17 protein-coding genes and 1 tRNA gene are annotated in these 18065 nt (G+C 61.1%); 16 read left to right on the forward strand and 2 right to left on the reverse strand.

What is annotated here, in order from left to right; translation table 11 throughout:
* Positions 1-98: 98 nt before the first annotated feature.
* Both H2Z84_RS06630 and ispB read right to left on the reverse strand, forming a co-directional pair.
* Positions 99-173 (reverse strand) — tRNA-Arg (locus tag H2Z84_RS06630).
* A 9-nt stretch (positions 174-182) separates the two neighbouring features.
* A complete protein-coding gene (ispB, locus tag H2Z84_RS06635; protein ID WP_181835276.1) occupies positions 183-1151 on the reverse strand; it encodes an octaprenyl diphosphate synthase in 969 nt (322 codons plus the stop codon).
* 192 nt (positions 1152-1343) lie between these two features.
* Here ispB and rplU point away from each other — a divergent pair, with 192 nt between their 5' ends.
* The 16 genes from rplU (at position 1344) to tpx (ending at position 18011) form a co-directional block, all read left to right on the forward strand.
* Positions 1344-1655, forward strand: coding sequence for a 50S ribosomal protein L21 (gene rplU, locus H2Z84_RS06640; protein WP_059284477.1), 312 nt, complete (start codon positions 1344-1346; stop codon positions 1653-1655).
* Positions 1656-1667: 12 nt separating this feature from the next.
* Entirely contained in the window at positions 1668-1943 is a 276-nt protein-coding gene (rpmA, locus tag H2Z84_RS06645; RefSeq protein ID WP_181835277.1) for a 50S ribosomal protein L27, read from the forward strand.
* A 149-nt stretch (positions 1944-2092) separates the two neighbouring features.
* A complete protein-coding gene (gene obgE, locus H2Z84_RS06650) occupies positions 2093-3295 on the forward strand; it encodes a GTPase ObgE (protein ID WP_181835278.1) in 1203 nt (400 codons plus the stop codon).
* A 419-nt stretch (positions 3296-3714) separates the two neighbouring features.
* Positions 3715-4494: an ABC transporter substrate-binding protein gene (locus H2Z84_RS06655; protein ID WP_181835279.1), complete on the forward strand. Its 780-nt coding sequence runs from the start codon at positions 3715-3717 to the stop codon at positions 4492-4494.
* A gap of 238 nt (positions 4495-4732) precedes the next feature.
* Entirely contained in the window at positions 4733-5422 is a 690-nt protein-coding gene (locus H2Z84_RS06660) for an ABC transporter permease (protein WP_181835280.1), read from the forward strand.
* Entirely contained in the window at positions 5419-6132 is a 714-nt protein-coding gene (locus H2Z84_RS06665; RefSeq protein WP_181835281.1) for an ABC transporter permease, read from the forward strand. The genes H2Z84_RS06660 and H2Z84_RS06665 overlap by 4 nt, the downstream gene beginning before the upstream one ends.
* A gap of 23 nt (positions 6133-6155) precedes the next feature.
* A complete protein-coding gene (locus H2Z84_RS06670; RefSeq protein WP_181835282.1) occupies positions 6156-6923 on the forward strand; it encodes an ABC transporter ATP-binding protein in 768 nt (255 codons plus the stop codon).
* Positions 6924-7080: 157 nt separating this feature from the next.
* Positions 7081-8358, forward strand: coding sequence for a hypothetical protein (locus H2Z84_RS06675; protein WP_439823297.1), 1278 nt, complete (start codon positions 7081-7083; stop codon positions 8356-8358).
* Positions 8359-8361: 3 nt separating this feature from the next.
* Positions 8362-9153, forward strand: coding sequence for a hypothetical protein (locus H2Z84_RS06680; protein ID WP_258869319.1), 792 nt, complete (start codon positions 8362-8364; stop codon positions 9151-9153).
* Positions 9153-11972, forward strand: a complete 2820-nt coding sequence (locus H2Z84_RS06685; RefSeq protein ID WP_181835284.1) for an ATP-binding protein — start codon at positions 9153-9155, stop codon at positions 11970-11972. Before H2Z84_RS06680 ends, H2Z84_RS06685 begins: the two co-directional genes overlap by 1 nt.
* A 72-nt stretch (positions 11973-12044) precedes the next feature.
* The gene (locus tag H2Z84_RS06690) at positions 12045-13274 is read left to right on the forward strand and encodes a DUF2399 domain-containing protein (RefSeq protein ID WP_181835285.1); all 1230 of its coding nucleotides are present in this window, start codon (positions 12045-12047) and stop codon (positions 13272-13274) included.
* Positions 13275-13356: 82 nt separating this feature from the next.
* Entirely contained in the window at positions 13357-14220 is an 864-nt protein-coding gene (locus H2Z84_RS06695; RefSeq protein ID WP_181835286.1) for an MBL fold metallo-hydrolase, read from the forward strand.
* 742 nt (positions 14221-14962) lie between these two features.
* A complete protein-coding gene (locus tag H2Z84_RS06700; RefSeq protein WP_181835287.1) occupies positions 14963-15865 on the forward strand; it encodes a DMT family transporter in 903 nt (300 codons plus the stop codon).
* A 42-nt stretch (positions 15866-15907) separates the two neighbouring features.
* Positions 15908-16966 (forward strand): histidinol-phosphate transaminase, encoded by a 1059-nt coding sequence (gene hisC / locus H2Z84_RS06705; protein ID WP_181835288.1) that lies wholly within the window; start codon positions 15908-15910, stop codon positions 16964-16966.
* A 49-nt stretch (positions 16967-17015) separates the two neighbouring features.
* Positions 17016-17405: a carboxymuconolactone decarboxylase family protein gene (locus H2Z84_RS06710; protein WP_045847912.1), complete on the forward strand. Its 390-nt coding sequence runs from the start codon at positions 17016-17018 to the stop codon at positions 17403-17405.
* Positions 17406-17513: 108 nt separating this feature from the next.
* Positions 17514-18011, forward strand: coding sequence for a thiol peroxidase (tpx, locus tag H2Z84_RS06715; protein WP_181835289.1), 498 nt, complete (start codon positions 17514-17516; stop codon positions 18009-18011).
* Positions 18012-18065: the final 54 nt, after the last annotated feature.

Below are 18065 nucleotides of genomic sequence, written 5' to 3' on the forward strand. Positions count from 1 at the left end.
CGTGGCAGATGGGCGGGTGACTAGCCGGAAGGGGGCGAACTGCATGCAAAAACCGCCTGCGAGCAGGCGGTTTTTAGCGGGTGGCGTAGGGCCGGATTTGGTGTCCCCAGCAGGAATCGAACCTGCAATCTTCCCTTAGGAGGGGAAAGTTATATCCATTTAACTATGGAGACGGAAGAGGTTCAGGCGTTGCGGTCCACCGACAGGCGGGCCAGTTCTACCAGTGCCTGTTTCACCGGGGTGTCCGGCAGCTCGGCAATGGCGGCCACGGCTTGTTCGGCGGCTTTGATGGCTTCGTTTTTGGCGTAGTCCAGCGCGCCGCAGGATTGTACCGCAGCCAATACATCGTGGAAACGGTCGCGGCTGGCGTTTTCCAGCGCCTGGCGTACCACGTTGGCGGCGGTGGCATCGCCCTGGCGCATGGTGTAGATCAGCGGCAGGGTGGCCTTGCCTTCGGCCAGGTCGTCACCCAGGCTCTTGCCGATGGTGTCGGCGTCGCCGCTGTAGTCCAGTACGTCGTCGATGATCTGGAAGGCCGTGCCCAAGTACATGCCGTAATCGGCCAGCGCCTTGACCTGGGCGTTGCTGCCGCCTGCAATCAGCGCACCGACGCGGGCGGAGGCTTCGAACAGCTTGGCAGTCTTGTACTGGATGACCTGCAGGTAGTCCTGTTCGGACAACGCGGTATTGCCGATATTCAACAGCTGCAACACTTCGCCTTCGGCGATGATGTTGGTGGCTTCGGCCATCACCTGCAGGATCTGCATATTATTGGTGGTGACCATCATCTGGAAGGCGCGGGTGTAGAGGAAGTCACCCACCAGCACGCTGGCTGCATTGCCGAACAGGGCATTGGCGGTTTCGCGGCCACGGCGCATGTCGGATTCGTCCACCACATCGTCGTGCAGCAAGGTGGCGGTGTGGATGAACTCGATCATGGCGGCCAGTTCGTACAGATGCGCGCCTTCGTAGCCCAGTGCCTTGCCGGACAATAGGGTGAGTACCGGGCGCAGGCGCTTGCCACCCGCAGAGATAATGTATTCCGCCACCTGGCGGATAAGCACTACATCGGAATGCAGGCGCGCGCGGATGACGCCATCTACGGTCTGCATGTCTTCAGCGATCAGGGTACGGAATAACGGGGTGGACACGGTTTTAGCCAGTTGTTGGTTTTAGCGGAGCCAGAAGCGCGGAATGTTACCAGAAAAGCCTTGCAGACAGCCATGCCCAGTCTGGCTATGCGGCTAAACTGATGAAATTATTGACAACTTTGAATCGACTGCGTATAGTTTCGCGTTCTTCTCGCGTGATGCGGTGAAGATCCCTCTTTAGGAGCTAAGCGAATGTATGCGGTCATAAAAACCGGCGGCAAGCAGTACAAAGTTGCCATCGGTGAAAAACTCAAAGTAGAACAGATACCTGCAGACGTCGACAGCCAAATCGTACTCGAAGAAGTGCTGATGGTCGCTGACGGTGAACAGGTTGTTGTAGGCGCCCCGCTGGTAGCTGGTGCCACCGTTACGGCTACTGTCGTTTCCCACGGTCGTGGCGACAAGATCCGCATCTTCAAGATGCGTCGTCGTAAGCACTACCAGAAACACCAGGGTCATCGTCAGAACTTCACCGAAATCCGCATCGACGCGATTTCGAAGTAAGGATAAACAGTCATGGCACACAAAAAAGCAGGCGGTAGCTCCCGCAACGGTCGTGACTCCGAAGCCAAACGCTTGGGCGTTAAGGCTTACGGTGGCGAACTGATTCCGGCAGGTTCCATTATCGTACGTCAGCGTGGTACCCGTTTCCACGCTGGTGAAAACGTTGGTCTGGGCAAGGATCACACCCTGTTCGCCAAAGTTGACGGCTACGTTAAGTTCACCATCAAGGGTGCTCTGCAACGCAAGATCGTTACCGTTGTTCCGTACACCGGTGTAGACGGCGAATAATCGCTTTCTGCAGACAAGAAAGCCCTATCCTGTGAGATAGGGCTTTTTTTTATCTGGCTTGCTGTCACGCAGCAGGCCTGGCGAGGGGCAAGGCGTGAGGGCTGGATGCAGCATCGCAACCTTGACGCCTGACTCCTCAAGGAGGATCTATGAAATTTATCGACGAAGCCCGTATTGAAGTGATGGCGGGCAAGGGCGGCAATGGCGCGGCCAGTTTCCGTCGCGAAAAGTACGTGCCTTTTGGTGGCCCGGACGGTGGCGATGGCGGCAAGGGTGGCAGCGTGTATGCGGTGGCAGATGAAAACGTCAACACGTTGGTGGAATACCGTTTCGTCAAAAAATACCTGGCGCAGGATGGTGAACGTGGCCGGGGTGCCGATTGCTACGGCAAGGGCGGTGACGACATCGAACTGCACATGCCGGTGGGGACGGTGATTGCCGACCACGATACCGGCGAGGTGGTGGCCGACCTGACTCACCATGGCCAGCGGGTGATGATTGCCCGTGGCGGCAAGGGTGGCCTGGGCAATATCCATTTCAAATCCTCCACCAACCGCGCGCCGCGTCAGAGCACGCCGGGTGAAGAGGGCGAACAGCGCACGCTGAAGCTGGAACTGAAGGTACTGGCCGATGTAGGTCTGCTGGGCATGCCGAACGCCGGCAAGTCCACCTTTATCCGCTCGGTATCGGCGGCGCGTCCCAAGGTGGCGGACTATCCGTTTACCACTCTGCATCCGAATCTGGGCGTGGTGCGCATGGACGATACCAGCAGCTTCGTGATTGCCGATATTCCCGGTCTGATCGAAGGTGCGGCTGAAGGCGCTGGTCTTGGCCATCGCTTCCTCAAGCATTTGCAACGTACCGGCCTGCTGCTGCATATCGTGGATGTGGCGCCGTTCGATCCGGATGTCGATCCGGTACGCGAAGCGCGCGCCATCGTGGCCGAGCTGGAAAAGTACGATGATGAATTGCATGGCAAGCCGCGCTGGCTGGTGCTGAACAAGCTGGACATGCTGCCGGTAGAAGAGCGCGACCTTACTGTGTCGGCCTTCCTGGAAGCCTATGGCTGGCCCAAGACCCAGCCGGACGACAGCCTGGGTTTCGATGTGGACACGCCGCGTGTGTTTGCCATTTCCGCGCTGACCCACGAAGGCACCCGTGAACTGGTGCGCGCCATCGACAACTATCTGCGCATCATGCGCGCCCGCGCCCGTGCAGCAGCCGAAGAGGCCGAGCGCCTGGCCGAAGAGGCCCGCCTGGCACGCAAGGCAGCTGCCCGTGCCCGCCAGGAAGAGATCGAGGCGGCCAAGGCTGCTGCTGCCGCGGCCAAGGCTGCCGGCGACGATAAGTAAGCAGCGGATGGTTGTTTGAAAAGCCGGTTTCCCTGGTGGGAGCCGGCTTTTTCGCATCTGGTGGCTGGCCAGCTTGCCGGCAGATGAGCAGCGCTGGGCCTTGCTGTTGGCGTGAGCTAAGTGTTTTTACTTGCGCTTGTTGTATTTTGTACTCAAAAATACAATCGAATGCGACTTGATTTTCCATTTCTGGGCGTTTACTTTGCCTGCTGTCGTCTCCGGTCAGGATGGATGCGTTATTTATCCTGTATCCGGAATCGAGCTTCTGGACAATTTGCGCTATTCATATAACCATGCAGGCAATCAGCTGACCTGCCCAAAAGGCAGGGCATGTTGATGCGGCGTATCGGTATGTCGCGGTGGCAGGGGCTGCCCGGCATGTTGTGAACAAATAAAACAAAGCAGTAAGGAGAAGTCTGATGAGAAAAGTGATTACCGCCGTTTCTCTGGCACTGATGGCCACTTCTTTTGGCGCATTCGCCAAGGACTGGAAGGAAGTTCGTTTTGGCGTTGACGCCAGCTACGCTCCGTTCGAGTCCAAGGCTCCGAATGGTCAGCTGATCGGTTTCGACATCGATCTGGGCACCGAAATCTGCGCACGCCTGAAGGCCAAGTGTGTCTGGGTGGAAAATGACTTTGACGGCATGATCCCCGCCTTGAAGGCCAAGAAATTTGATGGCGTGCTGTCTTCCATGTCCATCAACGAAGCGCGCCTGAAGGAAATCAACTTCTCGGCCAAGCTGTTCAATACCCCGACCCGCATGGTAGCCAAGGCTGGTTCCGGCCTGCAGCCGACTGCCGCTTCGCTGAAGGGCAAGCGCGTGGGCGTTGAGCAAGGCACCATTCAGGAAGCTTACGCCAAGGCGCACTGGGCTCCGGGCGGTGTAGAAGTCGTTCCTTACCAGAACCAGAGCCTGGTGCTGGCCGACTTGGCTAGTGGCCGTCTGGACGCTTCGCTGCAAGATGCCATCCAGGCTGACGAAGGCTTCCTGAAAAAGCCGGAAGGCAAGGGCTTTGCGTTCGCCGGTGGTGACCTGAATGACCCGAAAACCCTGGGTACCGGTGCTGGTATCGGCCTGCGCAAGGAAGATACCGATCTGAAGGCTGCCATCGACAAGGCGATTGCCGGCATGCTGAAAGATGGCACTTACAAAAAAATCGAAAAGAAATACTTCAAGTTTGACGTATACGGCAAATAAGTCGTAACACAGACTGAAGCACAGCGCCCCGGCGGAGTCTGACCGGGGCGCGTTTTCATAACGGGTACGGAGGAGATGCGTAACACCCACTGTTACGTCCGTATCCATGTCGTATTGCACACTCGTCTGACCTGCAGCCTCCGCTGTTGCCGCCGCTTGCCTGTGGCGGCCTGCGGCATGGATTCGGGCTGTCTGCGATTCGCGTGTGCAAGGGCATAAACATACAGGGGGAACGGCCATGTTTCTGGATGGATTCGGGCCTATTATTCTGGACGGTGCATGGGTCACGCTGGAGCTGGCGGTCATGTCGCTCCTGGTGTCTTTCGTCATCGGTCTGGGAGGCGCTGGCGCCAAATTGTCGAGCAATCCGCTGCTCAAGGGCATTGCCACGCTCTACACCACATTGATTCGCGGCGTACCGGATCTGGTACTGATGCTGCTTATTTTTTACAGCCTGCAAATCGGCATGAACCACCTGACCGAATGGCAGGGGCTGGAACAGATCAACCTCAATCCCTTCGTGTCCGGCGTGTTCACCCTGGGTTTCATCTACGGGGCATATTTCACCGAGACCTTCCGCGGTGCCTTCCTGTCTGTGCCCAAAGGCCAGATCGAAGCCGGCATTGCCTATGGCATGAGCGGCTGGCAAACCTTTTCCCGCATCCAGTTTCCGCAGGTGATGCGCTTTGCCCTGCCGGGTATCTCCAACAACTGGCAGGTGATGCTGAAGGCCACCGCCCTGGTGTCCATCATTGGCCTGTCCGATGTGGTGAAAGCCTCCATCGATGCCGGCAAGAGCTCCTACAAGGTGTTCTTCTTCACCGTGGTGGCCGGTGCCATTTATCTGATTCTGACGTCGGTTTCCAGCCTGGTGTTGATGTGGCTGGAGCGTCGCTATTCCACCGGCGTGCGGGAGGCTGAACTGTGATCGACATCATCCAACAATACTGGAAAGCCTTCCTGTGGACCGATGGCTACCATCTGTCCGGCCTGGCGGTCACCATGTGGCTGCTGGTGGTCTCCATTGCCTTCGGTTTTTTCGCTTCCATTCCGTTGGCCATTGCCCGCGTCTCCCGCTCCAAGTGGTTGTCGCGCCCGGTGTGGCTGTTCTCCTACGTGTTTCGCGGTACACCGCTGTACATTCAGCTGCTGTTTTTCTACACCGGCATGTACAGCCTGGATATCGTGCGCGATGTGGACATCCTCAATCACTTTTTCCGCGAAGGGTATAACTGCACCATTCTGGCCTTTGGCCTGAACACCTGCGCCTATACCACCGAAATCTTCGCCGGCGCCATCAAGGCCACCCCTTATGGCGAGATCGAGGCTGGCCGCGCCTATGGCATGAACAAGTTCACCTTGTACCGCCGCGTGATCATTCCTTCTGCGCTGCGCCGTGCCCTGCCGGCCTATAGCAATGAAGTGATCCTGATGCTGCATGCCACCACCGTGGCCTTTACCGCCACCGTGCCGGACATCCTGAAAGTGGCGCGCGACGTGAATGCCGCAACTTATGACTCGTTCAATGCCTTCGGTCTGGCGGCGCTGATTTACCTGTGCATCACCTTCATTCTGGTGGCCCTGTTCCGCAAGGCGGAAAGCAAGTGGCTGGCGCATCTGCGCCCGATGAAGGCCTGAGCAACACGCAAGGATAAGTAAAGATGGAAAAGTTAGTCGTCAAAGACCTGCACAAAAGCTATGGCAGCCACGAAGTGCTCAAGGGCATCTCGCTCAAGGCCAAGGCCGGCGATGTAATCAGCATCATTGGTTCCTCCGGTTCCGGCAAAAGTACCTTTTTGCGCTGCATCAACTTTCTGGAAAAGCCCAACGCCGGCAGCATCAGCCTGAGCGGTGTCGACATCAGCCTGCAGAAAAACAAGCAGGGCGAACTGATTCCGTCCGACCAGAAGCAGCTGCAAGCCATGCGCTCCAAGCTGGCCATGGTGTTCCAGCACTTCAATCTGTGGGGTCACATGACGGTGCTGGAAAACGTCATCGAAGCCCCCATTCACGTGCTGGGCCTGTCCCGCGACGAAGCCATTGCCCGCGCCGAAAAATACCTGCGCAAGGTGGGGCTGGATGCCCAGGCCCAGGCCAAGTACCCGGCGCACATGTCCGGTGGCCAGCAGCAGCGCGTGGCTATCGCCCGTGCACTGGCGATGGAGCCGGAGGTGATGCTGTTTGACGAGCCTACCTCGGCACTGGACCCGGAACTGGTGGGCGAAGTACTCAAGGTGATGCAGACCCTGGCCGAAGAAGGCCGCACCATGATTGTGGTGACACACGAAATGAGCTTTGCCCGCAATGTGTCCAACCACGTCATGTTCCTGCACAAGGGGCTGGTGGAAGAAGAAGGCCACCCGGACGAAGTGTTCGGCAATACCAAGAGCGAACGGCTGAAAGCTTTCTTGTCCGGCAGCCTGAAGTAAGGCACTTTCCGGCCAGATCACAAGCGGCTTCCCGTTCGGGGGCCGCTTTTTTCATGTTCTGGTGCGGAGACCGGAGTGGCCAGTCATTCGACATGCGTTGACTTACCCCCGTCCGGCCTTGGACAATCCGCTTTTGCTTTCTCATGCCGGAATGCCATTGGAATCGCTCGTCGACTTCTTCCAGCCGGGCATCGCGCCGGATTCGCTGTCCGGCGTCAATCGCCTGCAACAAGCCTGGCCTTATCTATCTGTCTTCGTCACTCTGTTTCGTGGTGGTGACGAGGAGGTGCTGATGCGCCTGTTGGTGCTGCGCGAACTGGGTGGCCGCGCCGATGCCCCGCGCTGGACGCCGCAGGAAATCGCCCAGCGCTTTGCCTATCTCAACGACACCAAGCTGGCCACCATTCTGGGCCGGCTGCGCGAGGGCGAGTTGCTGGTGTATGACAGCGACGGCGGCCAGTACCAGCTGTCCGAAGGCGCCCGCGTGGCGCTGGCGGCGCTGGCCACCTTGATCGACTTTGCCGGTGACGATGTCGAGCTGGGCTATCTCACCAGCCAGGTGGCTGCCGGACAGGCGGTGGGGCAGTTGTCCGATGACGCCCTCAAGCACTTGCTGGCGCGGCTGAACGAGCTGTACGGCGAGTTTGAAGAAGCACTGGAATCGCAATCGGAATTCCGCATCCGCGCTGCCCAGCACCGGCTGGAAGCGGTGTGGCGCTGGGTGGCCAAATCGACCGAAGTCATCCGCAGCCTCACCGCCGACGACACCCTCAGCCTGTCTGCGCTGAATCAGGCCCAGGCCATCGCGCTGGCGCAAAGCCGCATGCTGGCGCTGGCCGGCACCTTCGAGCGCCGTCTGGCGCAGCTGGCGGCGCAGCGGGTGCATCTGGGCAGCTCCGGCCTCACCTCTACCGATATTGCCGACTGGCTGCGCCGTCAGGCGGTGGGCCAACTGGCCGATCAACTCAGCGGCTGCCTGTCCATCAACCCGGAACCGGCCTTTATTGCCACGCCGGAGCTGGCCGACATGGCGGAATTCGAACTGCTGGCGCGCGAACGCGCCAAGGCTGGCAATACTGCCTTGCCCGGCAGCGTGGCCGCCCCGCTATCCGGCGAGCTGGAAGTGGAGCGCCTGTTTGCCGCCGAAGCCATGTACGACGAGCTGCTGACACTGGGCCTGCAACTGGGCGAGAGCGGGGCCGACCACATCCCCATCCAGCAGGCGGTGCTGGCCGACAGCTACAACGAAACGGCTTATCGCCTGTCGCTGCTGTCGCTGATTGGCGATCCGGAAAGTCATGGCGATGCCAGCATCGTGGCTGCGCTGGCCAAATTGCCGTTCACCCTGCACGGCGGCGAAGCCGTGATTGAACCCGAACACCCGGAAGTGGCCACGCTGTCTGATGCGCGCCTGCTTCCCCATACCCCGAATTAATCCATGGAACAGCAACTGAAAACCCTCACCGCCCGCCTGCTGGCCCAGCGTGTGGTACCGCGCAGCGATGCGCTGGCGCGCAAGGCGCTGCTGGATGACATTTTCCGCCAGGAGCTGGACAAACGGCTGGCCGATGTCGGCCTGCGCCTAGTGGAGAACCCCTACGCCGAATACATCGCCGTCGCCCTGCTGCCGGAAATGACCGAACCGGTATTTGGCAGCGGCGAGGCCTGGCTCAACAATAATCTGGGGCTGCCGCGCGATGGTGTGGCGCTGCTGGTGATCCTGTGGGCGCTGATCATCCTGCCCAAGCGCGAACGGCAGATTGCCCGCGTGGAAGCCGGGCGCGAAAACCAGAGCGATATGTTTGGCGCACAAAAGCCGCTGGAAACCGGCGAGGGCGTGTCCACTGGTGTGTCGGAAGACGCGCTGTATGCTGATTTTGGCAAGGCGCTGGGCGGGCGTACCCGCTTCAATGCCAATCTGGGCCGCTTGGTGAACCTGGGCTTTGTGGTGCGCCGTAACAAGTGGCTGGACGAAGGCCCGATGCTGGATCTGATGATTGATTACAGCCAGCTGGCCCCGCGCATCATCGAGGGTGCCTTGTCCGAGGTGCTGACCCAGCGCCGCGAGCAGGCCGCTGGTGCACTGGCCGACAAGACCGCCAGCGCCATTGCCCTGGCGGTGGCGCAGCCGGCGGTGAGCGCCGATGGCTCCAGCCTGTTTGCTGACACTGCAGGCCCTGAAGATGCGGCAGATGACACGTCTGCCCCCGCGCAAGAGGAAGACCGCTGATGTTCCAGATGAAATCGGTAGAAATGGTGCACTGGGACTTCTGGCAGCGTTTGTCGGTGCCGCTGGACGCGCAGATTGTCACCATCATCGGCCCCAATGGTTCGGGCAAGACCACGCTGCTGGACGCCATGCGCACCCTGCTGGCCATCAAGTGTTCCGGCAAGCGCGATTACAAGCGTTACGTGCGCAACAACCGCGAGCCCTTTGCCTATCTGCGCGGCGTGGTGGATAACCCGCGTCGCCCATCTGGCGGGCTGTATCCCACCCCGTTTTTTCCCATTGTCAGTGATGCCGTTACCCTGCTGTGCCGCATCAAGAAGCAGGGTGGCGACTGGGTGCGCCATTACGCCATTCTGGATGGCGATGTGCCGCTGGAACTGGCCGAAGCGCAGGCGCAGTGGCTGGGCGTGCAGGAATACCGCCGCCGCCTGGAAGTGGCCGGCCTCACCCCGGCGGTGGGCGAGGTGCTGGCGCTGGAGCAGGGCGATACCGACAAGCTCACCGAATACAGCCCGCGCCAGCTGCTGGACCTGGTGTTTCAGGTGTTTGGCGACAAGGATGTGCTGGACAACTACCAGCGCGCCCGCGACGAGCAGCGCGCCACCGAGCTGGAACTGGAAGCGCTGACCCGGCAGGAAGAAGCACTGGAAGTGCGCGTGGAAACCATGAAAACCCGCGCCGGGCGCTTCCTGGAGTGGCGGCAATTGCAGCAGACCATCAGCCGTCTGCAAGACGAAGCCTTGCCGGTACTGGGCTATCTGGATGGCAAGAACGCGCTGGGCCAGACCTGGCAACACTACCGCGCCGCCTATGGCCAGCTTAGCCGTACCCGGCGCGAGCACCACGACACCCTGCAGCTGGTGGCCAAGCTCAAGGCGGCCGAAGTAGCCGCTGCCGAGGCCCGCGCTGCCGCAGAGCATGCCCGGGTGCAGGTGCAGGAGCAGTTCATGGCGGCCAAGGCCGAGCATGCCAGCGTCAGCGGCCAGCTGAAAGAGCGCGATCGCCTGCAGGCGCTGGCCAGCCGTGAATACGGGGCCGATGCCGCTGCGCTGTCCGACAAGCTGGCTGGCTTGCGCGGCGAGGCCGAGCAGCTCAAAGATGGGCTGCGTGATTTGAACCGCCAGCGTATCGATCTGAAAAATCATGTCGAGGCACTGGAAATCGGCCGTGGCCGTTCGCCGGAAGAAGTACGCCAGTTCAAGGCCGCGCTGGATGAGGCAAATATCGGCCACGCCATGCTGTCCGACATCATCGAGGTGATGGACGCCGGTTGGCAGGGCGCGGTGGAAGCCATGCTGCGCCCTTACCGCCATGTGGTATTGCTGGAGAATCCGCAGCAAAAGGGCGAAGCCTGGCGCCTGGGCGAAAAACTGCGTTTCCGCCATTTCGTGGTGCCGGAGCGCAGCAGCCCGCCGGCCGCACGCAAGGGCAGCCTGCTGGAAGTGATCCGCTTTTCCGCCAATGCCCCAGACTGGCTGTATCAGCAGCTGAACAAGGTCAGCCGGGTGGAAAATGCCCAGGCCGGGGCAGGCGTCGATGGCGACTGGATTACCCGCGACGGTTACTTCCGCGAACGGCGTGGTGCGCGCCATATCGGCGTGGCAGCACATGAGTTTGCCTTTGGCGAAGGCGCCCGCCAGTCGCGCCTGCTGGCGCTGCGCGATGAGCTGAAGCAGCTGAATGTGCGCATTCTGGCCGATGAAGAACAACTGGTGGCCATTACCCGCGAAGCGGCTGGCCTGGCCGAATACCTGGGCGGCATGGATGCCATCCGCCAGCTGGATAGCCGTGCCGAAGAATTCGCCGCACTGGCCACCCGTCTGGCCAGCCTGCAACAGCAACAGCAGGAACTGGGCGCACAGCTGGCCGAAGCCAGCAGCACCAAGGATGCGGCGGATCAGCGTTATGGTGATGCCCGGCTGGAGCACGACCGCATCTGCCAGCGCGAACAGGAAAGCCTGTCGCGTTACGACGGCAAGCGCCAGGAGGTGGAAAACCACCGCCGTCAGCTGCGCCGCCTGCTGGCCGAGTTGCGCGAATGGGCCACGCGCCTGCCGGCTGATGCCTTGGCCGCCGAGCATGTGGCCGCGCTGGAAGACGAGTACGAAAGTGCCGCCGATGCGCGCCATCAGCTGAATTATCTGCAAGAGCGGCTGCAAGGTGGCGAATGGGAAACCGACGAGTCGGTACTGGCGCTGCGCGACAAGCTGGCCGACGATCTGACGCAGATCGACCGCGAACGGCAGCGCCGCCAGAGCGAGGTTGACCGCTCGCGTGAACTCACCGACGACGCCCGCGCCGCCTATATGGGCAAGCTGCGCGCCACGGTGCGCGCCTATGGTGCCAATATCAAGCGTCTGGGCGAACTGGCCGGCATCGGTGTGGATGTGGAATTGCCGACACTGGAAAACGACGACGCCGCGCTGGCGCAGGCCGGGCTGACGCTGCGCTTCAACTTCGACCAGAAGGGCATGATGGGCATGAACGATGGCGAAGCCTCCGGCGGTCAGCAGGTGATGAAGTCGCTGATCTTGCTGATCGGCCTGATGATGGACGAGGCCAATCCTTCCGGCTTCGTGTTTATCGACGAGCCTTTCGCCCACCTGGACATTTTCAACATCGACCGGGTGGCCGGTTTCCTCAAGGCGACCGAAGCGCAGTACCTGATCACTACGCCCAACACCCATAACATTAATATCTTCGCGCCGTCGGAACTGACGCTGGCCACCCGCAAGAAGCGGCCGGGCGAGCAGTGGGCTCCGCCCATCCTGCAAACCCGCCGCCGGGTAGATGCACCGCAGTCCGACCCGCAGGTCTGATGTTGCTGCCGGACGGGGAAACTTGTTTCCGTCCGGCGGTCTACTCTTTTCACCCTTCACTGGCAGAACCCCATGTCCAGCTGGCTTGCCCGTATTTCCCCGGAACTGGTCGAACGTTTTCCCATTGGTGCCCGCGGCCACCATCTGCTGTTGCAACCTACGCTCGCCCCCACACCGCTGCTGTTGCCGCAGGCCGACCAGGCCCTGCTGCAGCGCTGGCTGGCCTTGCGCGTGATGCGCCAGCGCTGGACCAGCTTGCTGGGGCAGGGCAGTGATGCGGCGCAAGCGGAAGACCTGCTGCGGCGCTTGCTGGAATGCGGCTGGTGCGAGGTGGAGCTGCATGCCGAGCCGGGCCGGCTCGGCCAGTGGGAGCCGTTTTGGGTTAGCTGGCGCGAGGTCTACCAGCTGCGCAGCCTGATCGGTCTGCCGGATGCCGACGCACGCGACGAAGTCGTGCAACTGTGGCGCGGCTGGCAGCCGCAGAACGGCATCCTGCAAGGCCTGGCCGACAGCCTGGCCCAGCGCCTGCAATCCTCCACACTGGAGCGGCGGCTGAAAATTGCCCAGGCACTGGATGGCTGGCTATCGGCCGGACTGTGGGGCACCGAGCGCCAGTTTTCGCAATATGCACTGGGGCGCAGCAAGGCTTTTGGCGAGGCCGACCGGCGCTGGCTGGCCGAGTTTGGCATTGCGCTGGAGGCTTGCGGCATCTCGCGCCATACCCCGCATGTGTTTTTGTCTGGCCCGCTGGAACTCTATGCCGGAGGTCAGCTGCTGCTGTCGGCCGGGCTGTTGCAAAGCGGGCTGGCGCTGGCACCAGAAGCGTTGCAGCAAGTAGATGCGGTACGTGGCGTGGTGCAGATGGTGCGCATCGTGGAAAACCTCAGCGTGTTCGAGGTACTGACCCGGCAGGCCGAACCGGTGCTCACCATCTGGGTGCCCGGTTATCCACACCGGCGCTGGCTGCAGGCGGTGGGCCATCTGCTGGCGGTATTGCACTTGCCGGTGCAGGTGGCCTGTGACCTGGACCCGGCTGGTGTAGCCATCGCCCTGCAGGTGGGCGAGCTGGCCGGGCAGGCGGGCTGCGCCTGGCAGCCCTGGCACATGCAGGCGGACGAACTGACATTGGCGCATGGTGGCCAGCCCTTGAAAGAGGAAGACCAGCAGGCACTGGCCAGGCTGGCCCGGCTGCCGCTGCCACCCATGCTGGCTGATCTGTGCGCCGCCATGCTGGAGCGCCAGCTCAAGGTGGAGCAGGAGGCGTTGTTCATCGGCCACTGCGACGAGGGGCAGGCTGGCTGAGCATGGCCGTGCCTGCAAAGCGGATGACAGAACCGAGCGCTTGCTTGATAATCATCGGCACTGCATCTTGAGCGGAGCAACCATGCGTACCCTGACTTCCCTGCTTGGCAATTCCCAGAAACTGGACGGCGGCGCCATGTTCGGCAATGCGCCGCGCGCCATGTGGAGCCAGTGGCTGGCCCCGGACGAGCAACACCGGGTGCCGCTGGCCTGTCGCTGCCTGCTGGTGCGCGAGGAAGATGGCCGGCGCATTCTGCTGGAGGCCGGTATCGGCGCCTTTTTTGCCCCGGAGCTGAAAACCCGCTACGGTGTGGTGGAAGACGGCCATGTGCTGCTGGACAATCTGGCGGCCGCCGGTAGCAGCCACGAAGATATCGATGTGGTCATCCTGTCTCACCTGCATTTTGATCATGTCGGCGGCCTGCTGGCCGCCTGGGATGGTGGCCCGGCGCGGCTGCTGTTTCCCAAGGCGCAGTTCGTGGTCAGCCGCACTGCCTGGCAGCGTGCCAAGGAGCCGCATGCCCGCGACCGCGCCTCCTTCATTCCCGAACTGATTACCCTGCTGGAAAACAGTGGCCGGCTGGTGCTGACCGATGGCGAAACGCCAGACTGCCTGCCGGTGGATTACCGCTTTCACCTGAGCGATGGCCATACCCCTGGCATGCTGTTGACCGAAATTCCGCTGGGCGAAGGCCCGGTGCTGTATGCCGCCGACCTTATCCCCGGCGCGTCCTGGATGCATGTGCCCATCACCATGGGTTACGACCGGTTTCCGGAACAGCTGATCGATGAAAAGCGTGGTTTGCTGGATGACTTGCTGGCCCGACAAGGACGGTTATTCTTCACGCATGATCCGCAACACGCGCTGGCCCGCGTGGCGCGTGATGGCAAAGGGCGGTTTCACGCTGCCGATGCGCTGGCACGGCTGACGGCGCTGGCCAGCTGACTGTGGCATTTGTTTAACATTTTGCACGCTGGCAGCGGTCTTGCAGCGTGCTCGTCGGCGGCGGCCTTTCCCGGCTGGGGCCTGCCGCCATCCTCCAGCCTGCTCTGCAAGTGATTGTATTATTTGATCAAACAATTACGTAAAAGATATGTGTTATTCGGTAAGTTGTTGTTTGTATGATTGTATATAATAATTTTTGATCAATTGTGTTGGAAATATTTCACAAAAACATCGACAGACCATCAGCTGCCCGCTTATGCTGACCGCTTCTGACTGGATGCTGTCCGGCGCGCCTTGACGGCGGCCGCAGCAGCTCCTTGCAGTTTGTTGATGGGGAATACATCTCGTGGGGGATGTCGTTGACCGGGGCTACGGCTCCGGTTTTTTTTGCCTGGAAGATTGACATTCTTGTTCTGGATACAAGGCGTCACCCCCATTCACTCCACGTTGTGATGCGACCCAATTCCCGTGGCGCGCGCCGTTGTAGCCGGGACCGGGCAAGGTTTTAAGCCGCCACCCTGTTTGAGCCATTCGACCTTAGCGAATGGCGAGTTCGGCGGCACCTTGCCCGGCCTGCCTGCTCGGCGGGCAGTCCCGCCATGAAAACGGTTCCGCGTAGCGGGCAGACGAGGTGGTGTGTGGCAATCTTCACTCTGGCCGGTCTGCTCGCAGACATGAGTGCATGCATGTTGCACCGCAAAATAGTTGCCAGCTTTCCACCCGGCATGGCATGGTTCAAGCCATGACTTCTCCGCGTTCTTCCAACACTGTTGCCTATTGCCTGCTCACCTTGGCCGCCCTGTTCTGGGCTGGCAATTTCGTACTGGGCCGTGCCGTCCATGCCAGCATCCCACCCTTGACCCTGGCTTTTGGCCGCTGGCTGATTGCCTTGTGCATCCTGCTGCCGCTGGGACTCAAGCCCCTGCTGGCGCAGCGCAAACTGTGGCAGCCACACTGGAGGCGCATCATCCTGCTGGCCTTGCTGGGCATCGCCGCCTTCAATTCGCTGGTGTATCTGGGTTTGCAGTCCACCAGCGCCACCAACGGGGTGCTGCTCAATTCCTTTATCCCCATCCTGATCGTGCTGCTGGGGGCCTTGTGCTTCCGCATGCCGCTGAATCGTGGCCAGCTGCTGGCAGTGCTGCTGTCCTTTAGCGGGGTGTTGCTGCTGGTGGCGCATGGCGAGCCGGCGCGACTGTTGGCTCTGGATATCAATCAGGGTGATGCACTGGTGTTTGCCGCTATGCTGGCCTGGGCACTGTACACCCTGCTGCTGCGCGGCCTGCCGGCGGGGCTGGACCGACTGGGCCTGCTGACCCTGCTGGTGGCCATCGGCTTGCTGGCCATCCTGCCCTTGTTCCTGCTGGAATATGCCCACGGACGGCGGGCCGTGCCGAATCTGTCCACGCTGGCCAGCTTTGCCTATGTCGGTACGCTGCCTTCGGTGCTGGCTTATCATTTTTACAATCAAGGCGTGGCGCGAGTGGGCGCGGCACGGGCGGGCAGTTTCATTCACCTGATGCCAGCCTTTGGTGCCGTGTTGTCCATGCTGCTATTGGGTGAAGCCATCCATGGCTACCACCTGTTGGGAATTGCTGCCATTCTGGGCGGCGTGTTGCTGTCCGCACGCAGCGCAGGACGTTAATGTATGCAGGCTGCGCTTGGCGTAGCCGGGAAAGGTTGAATCATGAGTCGTTTCTGGAGTCCGGTGGTGCATCAGCTCACGCCCTATGTGCCGGGCGAACAGCCCAAGCTGGATACGCTGATCAAGCTCAATACCAATGAAAATCCCTACGGGCCCTCGCCCAAGGTGCTGGCGGCCATCCGTGCGGCCACCGACGACAGCCTGCGCCTGTATCCGGACCCGAGCGGCGACAAGCTGAAGGACGCCATTGCCCGCTACCATGGCGTGAGCAAGCAGCAGGTGTTCGTGGGCAACAGCTCGGACGAGGTGCTGGGCATGGTGTTCCAGGCCCTGCTCAAGCACGAGCAGCCCTTGCTGATGCCGGACATCAGCTATGGTTTTTATCCGGTGTATTGCGGCCTGTTTGGCATTCAGGCGCAGCAGGTGCCGCTGGATGACAGCCTGAGCATCCAGGTGGAAGACTACCGCCAGCCCTGCGGCGGGGTGATTCTGGCCAATCCGAACGCGCCTACTGGCCGCCTGCTGCCACTGTCGGCCATCCGCCAGTTGCTGGACGATCACCCGGACCAAGTTGTTGTGATCGACGAAGCCTATGTCGATTTTGGTGGTGAAACTGCCATCGCGCTGGTGAATGACTATCCCAACCTGCTGGTGGTGCACACCCTGTCCAAATCCCGCTCGCTGGCCGGGCTACGCGTGGGTTACGCCATTGGCCAAACCGAGCTGATCGAGGGGCTGGAGCGGGTGAAAAACAGCTTCAACGCCTACCCGCTGGACCGGCTGGCGCTGGCTGGTGCGGTGGCCTCGTTTGAGGATGACGACTACTTCCGCCACACCTGTCAGGCGGTGATGCGCACGCGCGCACAGCTGACCACGCAGCTGCAGGCGCTGGGCTTTGAAGTATTGCCCTCGGCGGCCAATTTCGTGTTTGCCCGCCACCCGCAGCACGATGCCGCCATGCTGGCCAACGGCTTGCGCCAGCAGGCGGTGATCGTGCGTCACTTCACTGCGCCACGTATCAATCAGTATCTGCGCATCAGCATCGGCACCGATGCCGAATGCGCGCGGCTGGTGCAAGTGCTGGGCAGCCTGTTGTCCTGAGCCGCGACCCATCCCCGGCAGAATCCCTTCATCTTCATAAGGAGCAGACATGAGCGAACAAGACCGCGCCGCCGGCAAGGCCCGCCGCACCCAGGTGATGGGCGAGGCTTTTGTCGAACGGGCGATGAGCAATCTGGATGGCTTTTCCGCCCCCTTGCAGGACTGGCTGAACGAACATGCCTGGGGCAGCACGTGGCAGCGCGAGGGGCTGGACCTGAAAACCCGCAGCCTGATCACCTGCGCCATGCTGGCGGCGCTGGGTCGCAGCACCGAGCTGAAAGGCCATGTGCGTGGTGCCATCAACAATGGCGCCAGCCTGGTGGAAATCCGCGAAGTGCTGCTGCACAGCGCGGTGTATGGCGGCGCACCTGCTGCCGTGGAAGCGTTTCGCAGTGCGCGTGAAGTGCTGAACGAGCTGGGACTCAAGCTGGAAGAATAGACGGACTGGTATCAGGGTTGATTTTCTGCCGCCAGGCCCCACACTGAGTGCATCCCCACCCCGGCGGCCAGTCACAGCATTGGCCGCTCTTGCTTGAAGGACATGAAGATGGCATCTGTAACCCTGCGCGGTAACCCGGTTGAAGTGGCTGGCACCCTGCCGGTCAAGGGCGACAAGGCTCCGGCCCTGACGCTGACCAATGGTGATCTGGCCGACGTGACCCTGGCTGATTTCGCCGGCAAGAAGAAAATCGTCAACATCTTCCCCAGCGTCGATACCCCGACCTGCGCCACCTCGGTACGCAAGTTCAATGAAAAGGCTGCCGGCAAGGCCGACACCGTGGTGCTGTGCGTATCCGCCGACCTGCCGTTTGCCCAGAAGCGCTTCTGCGGCGCCGAAGGCATCGAGAACGTGGTGAACCTGTCCACCTTCCGCAATGCCGACTTCCTGCAAGCCTGGGGCGTGAAGCTGGCTGCTGGCCCGCTGGCCGGCCTGACCGCCCGCGCCGTGGTGGTGCTGGATGCCGACAACACCGTGCTGCACAGCGAGCTGGTAGCCGAAATCGGCAACGAGCCGGATTACGAGGCAGCCTTGGCCGCGCTGTAATCAGCCCGTTGCTACACAGTAAAGGTAAAACGGCAGCCAGTAATGGCTGCCGTT

The organism is Aquitalea aquatica, assembly GCF_013911085.1.
In the GTDB taxonomy this organism is placed as follows: Bacteria; Pseudomonadota; Gammaproteobacteria; order Burkholderiales; family Chromobacteriaceae; genus Aquitalea; species Aquitalea aquatica.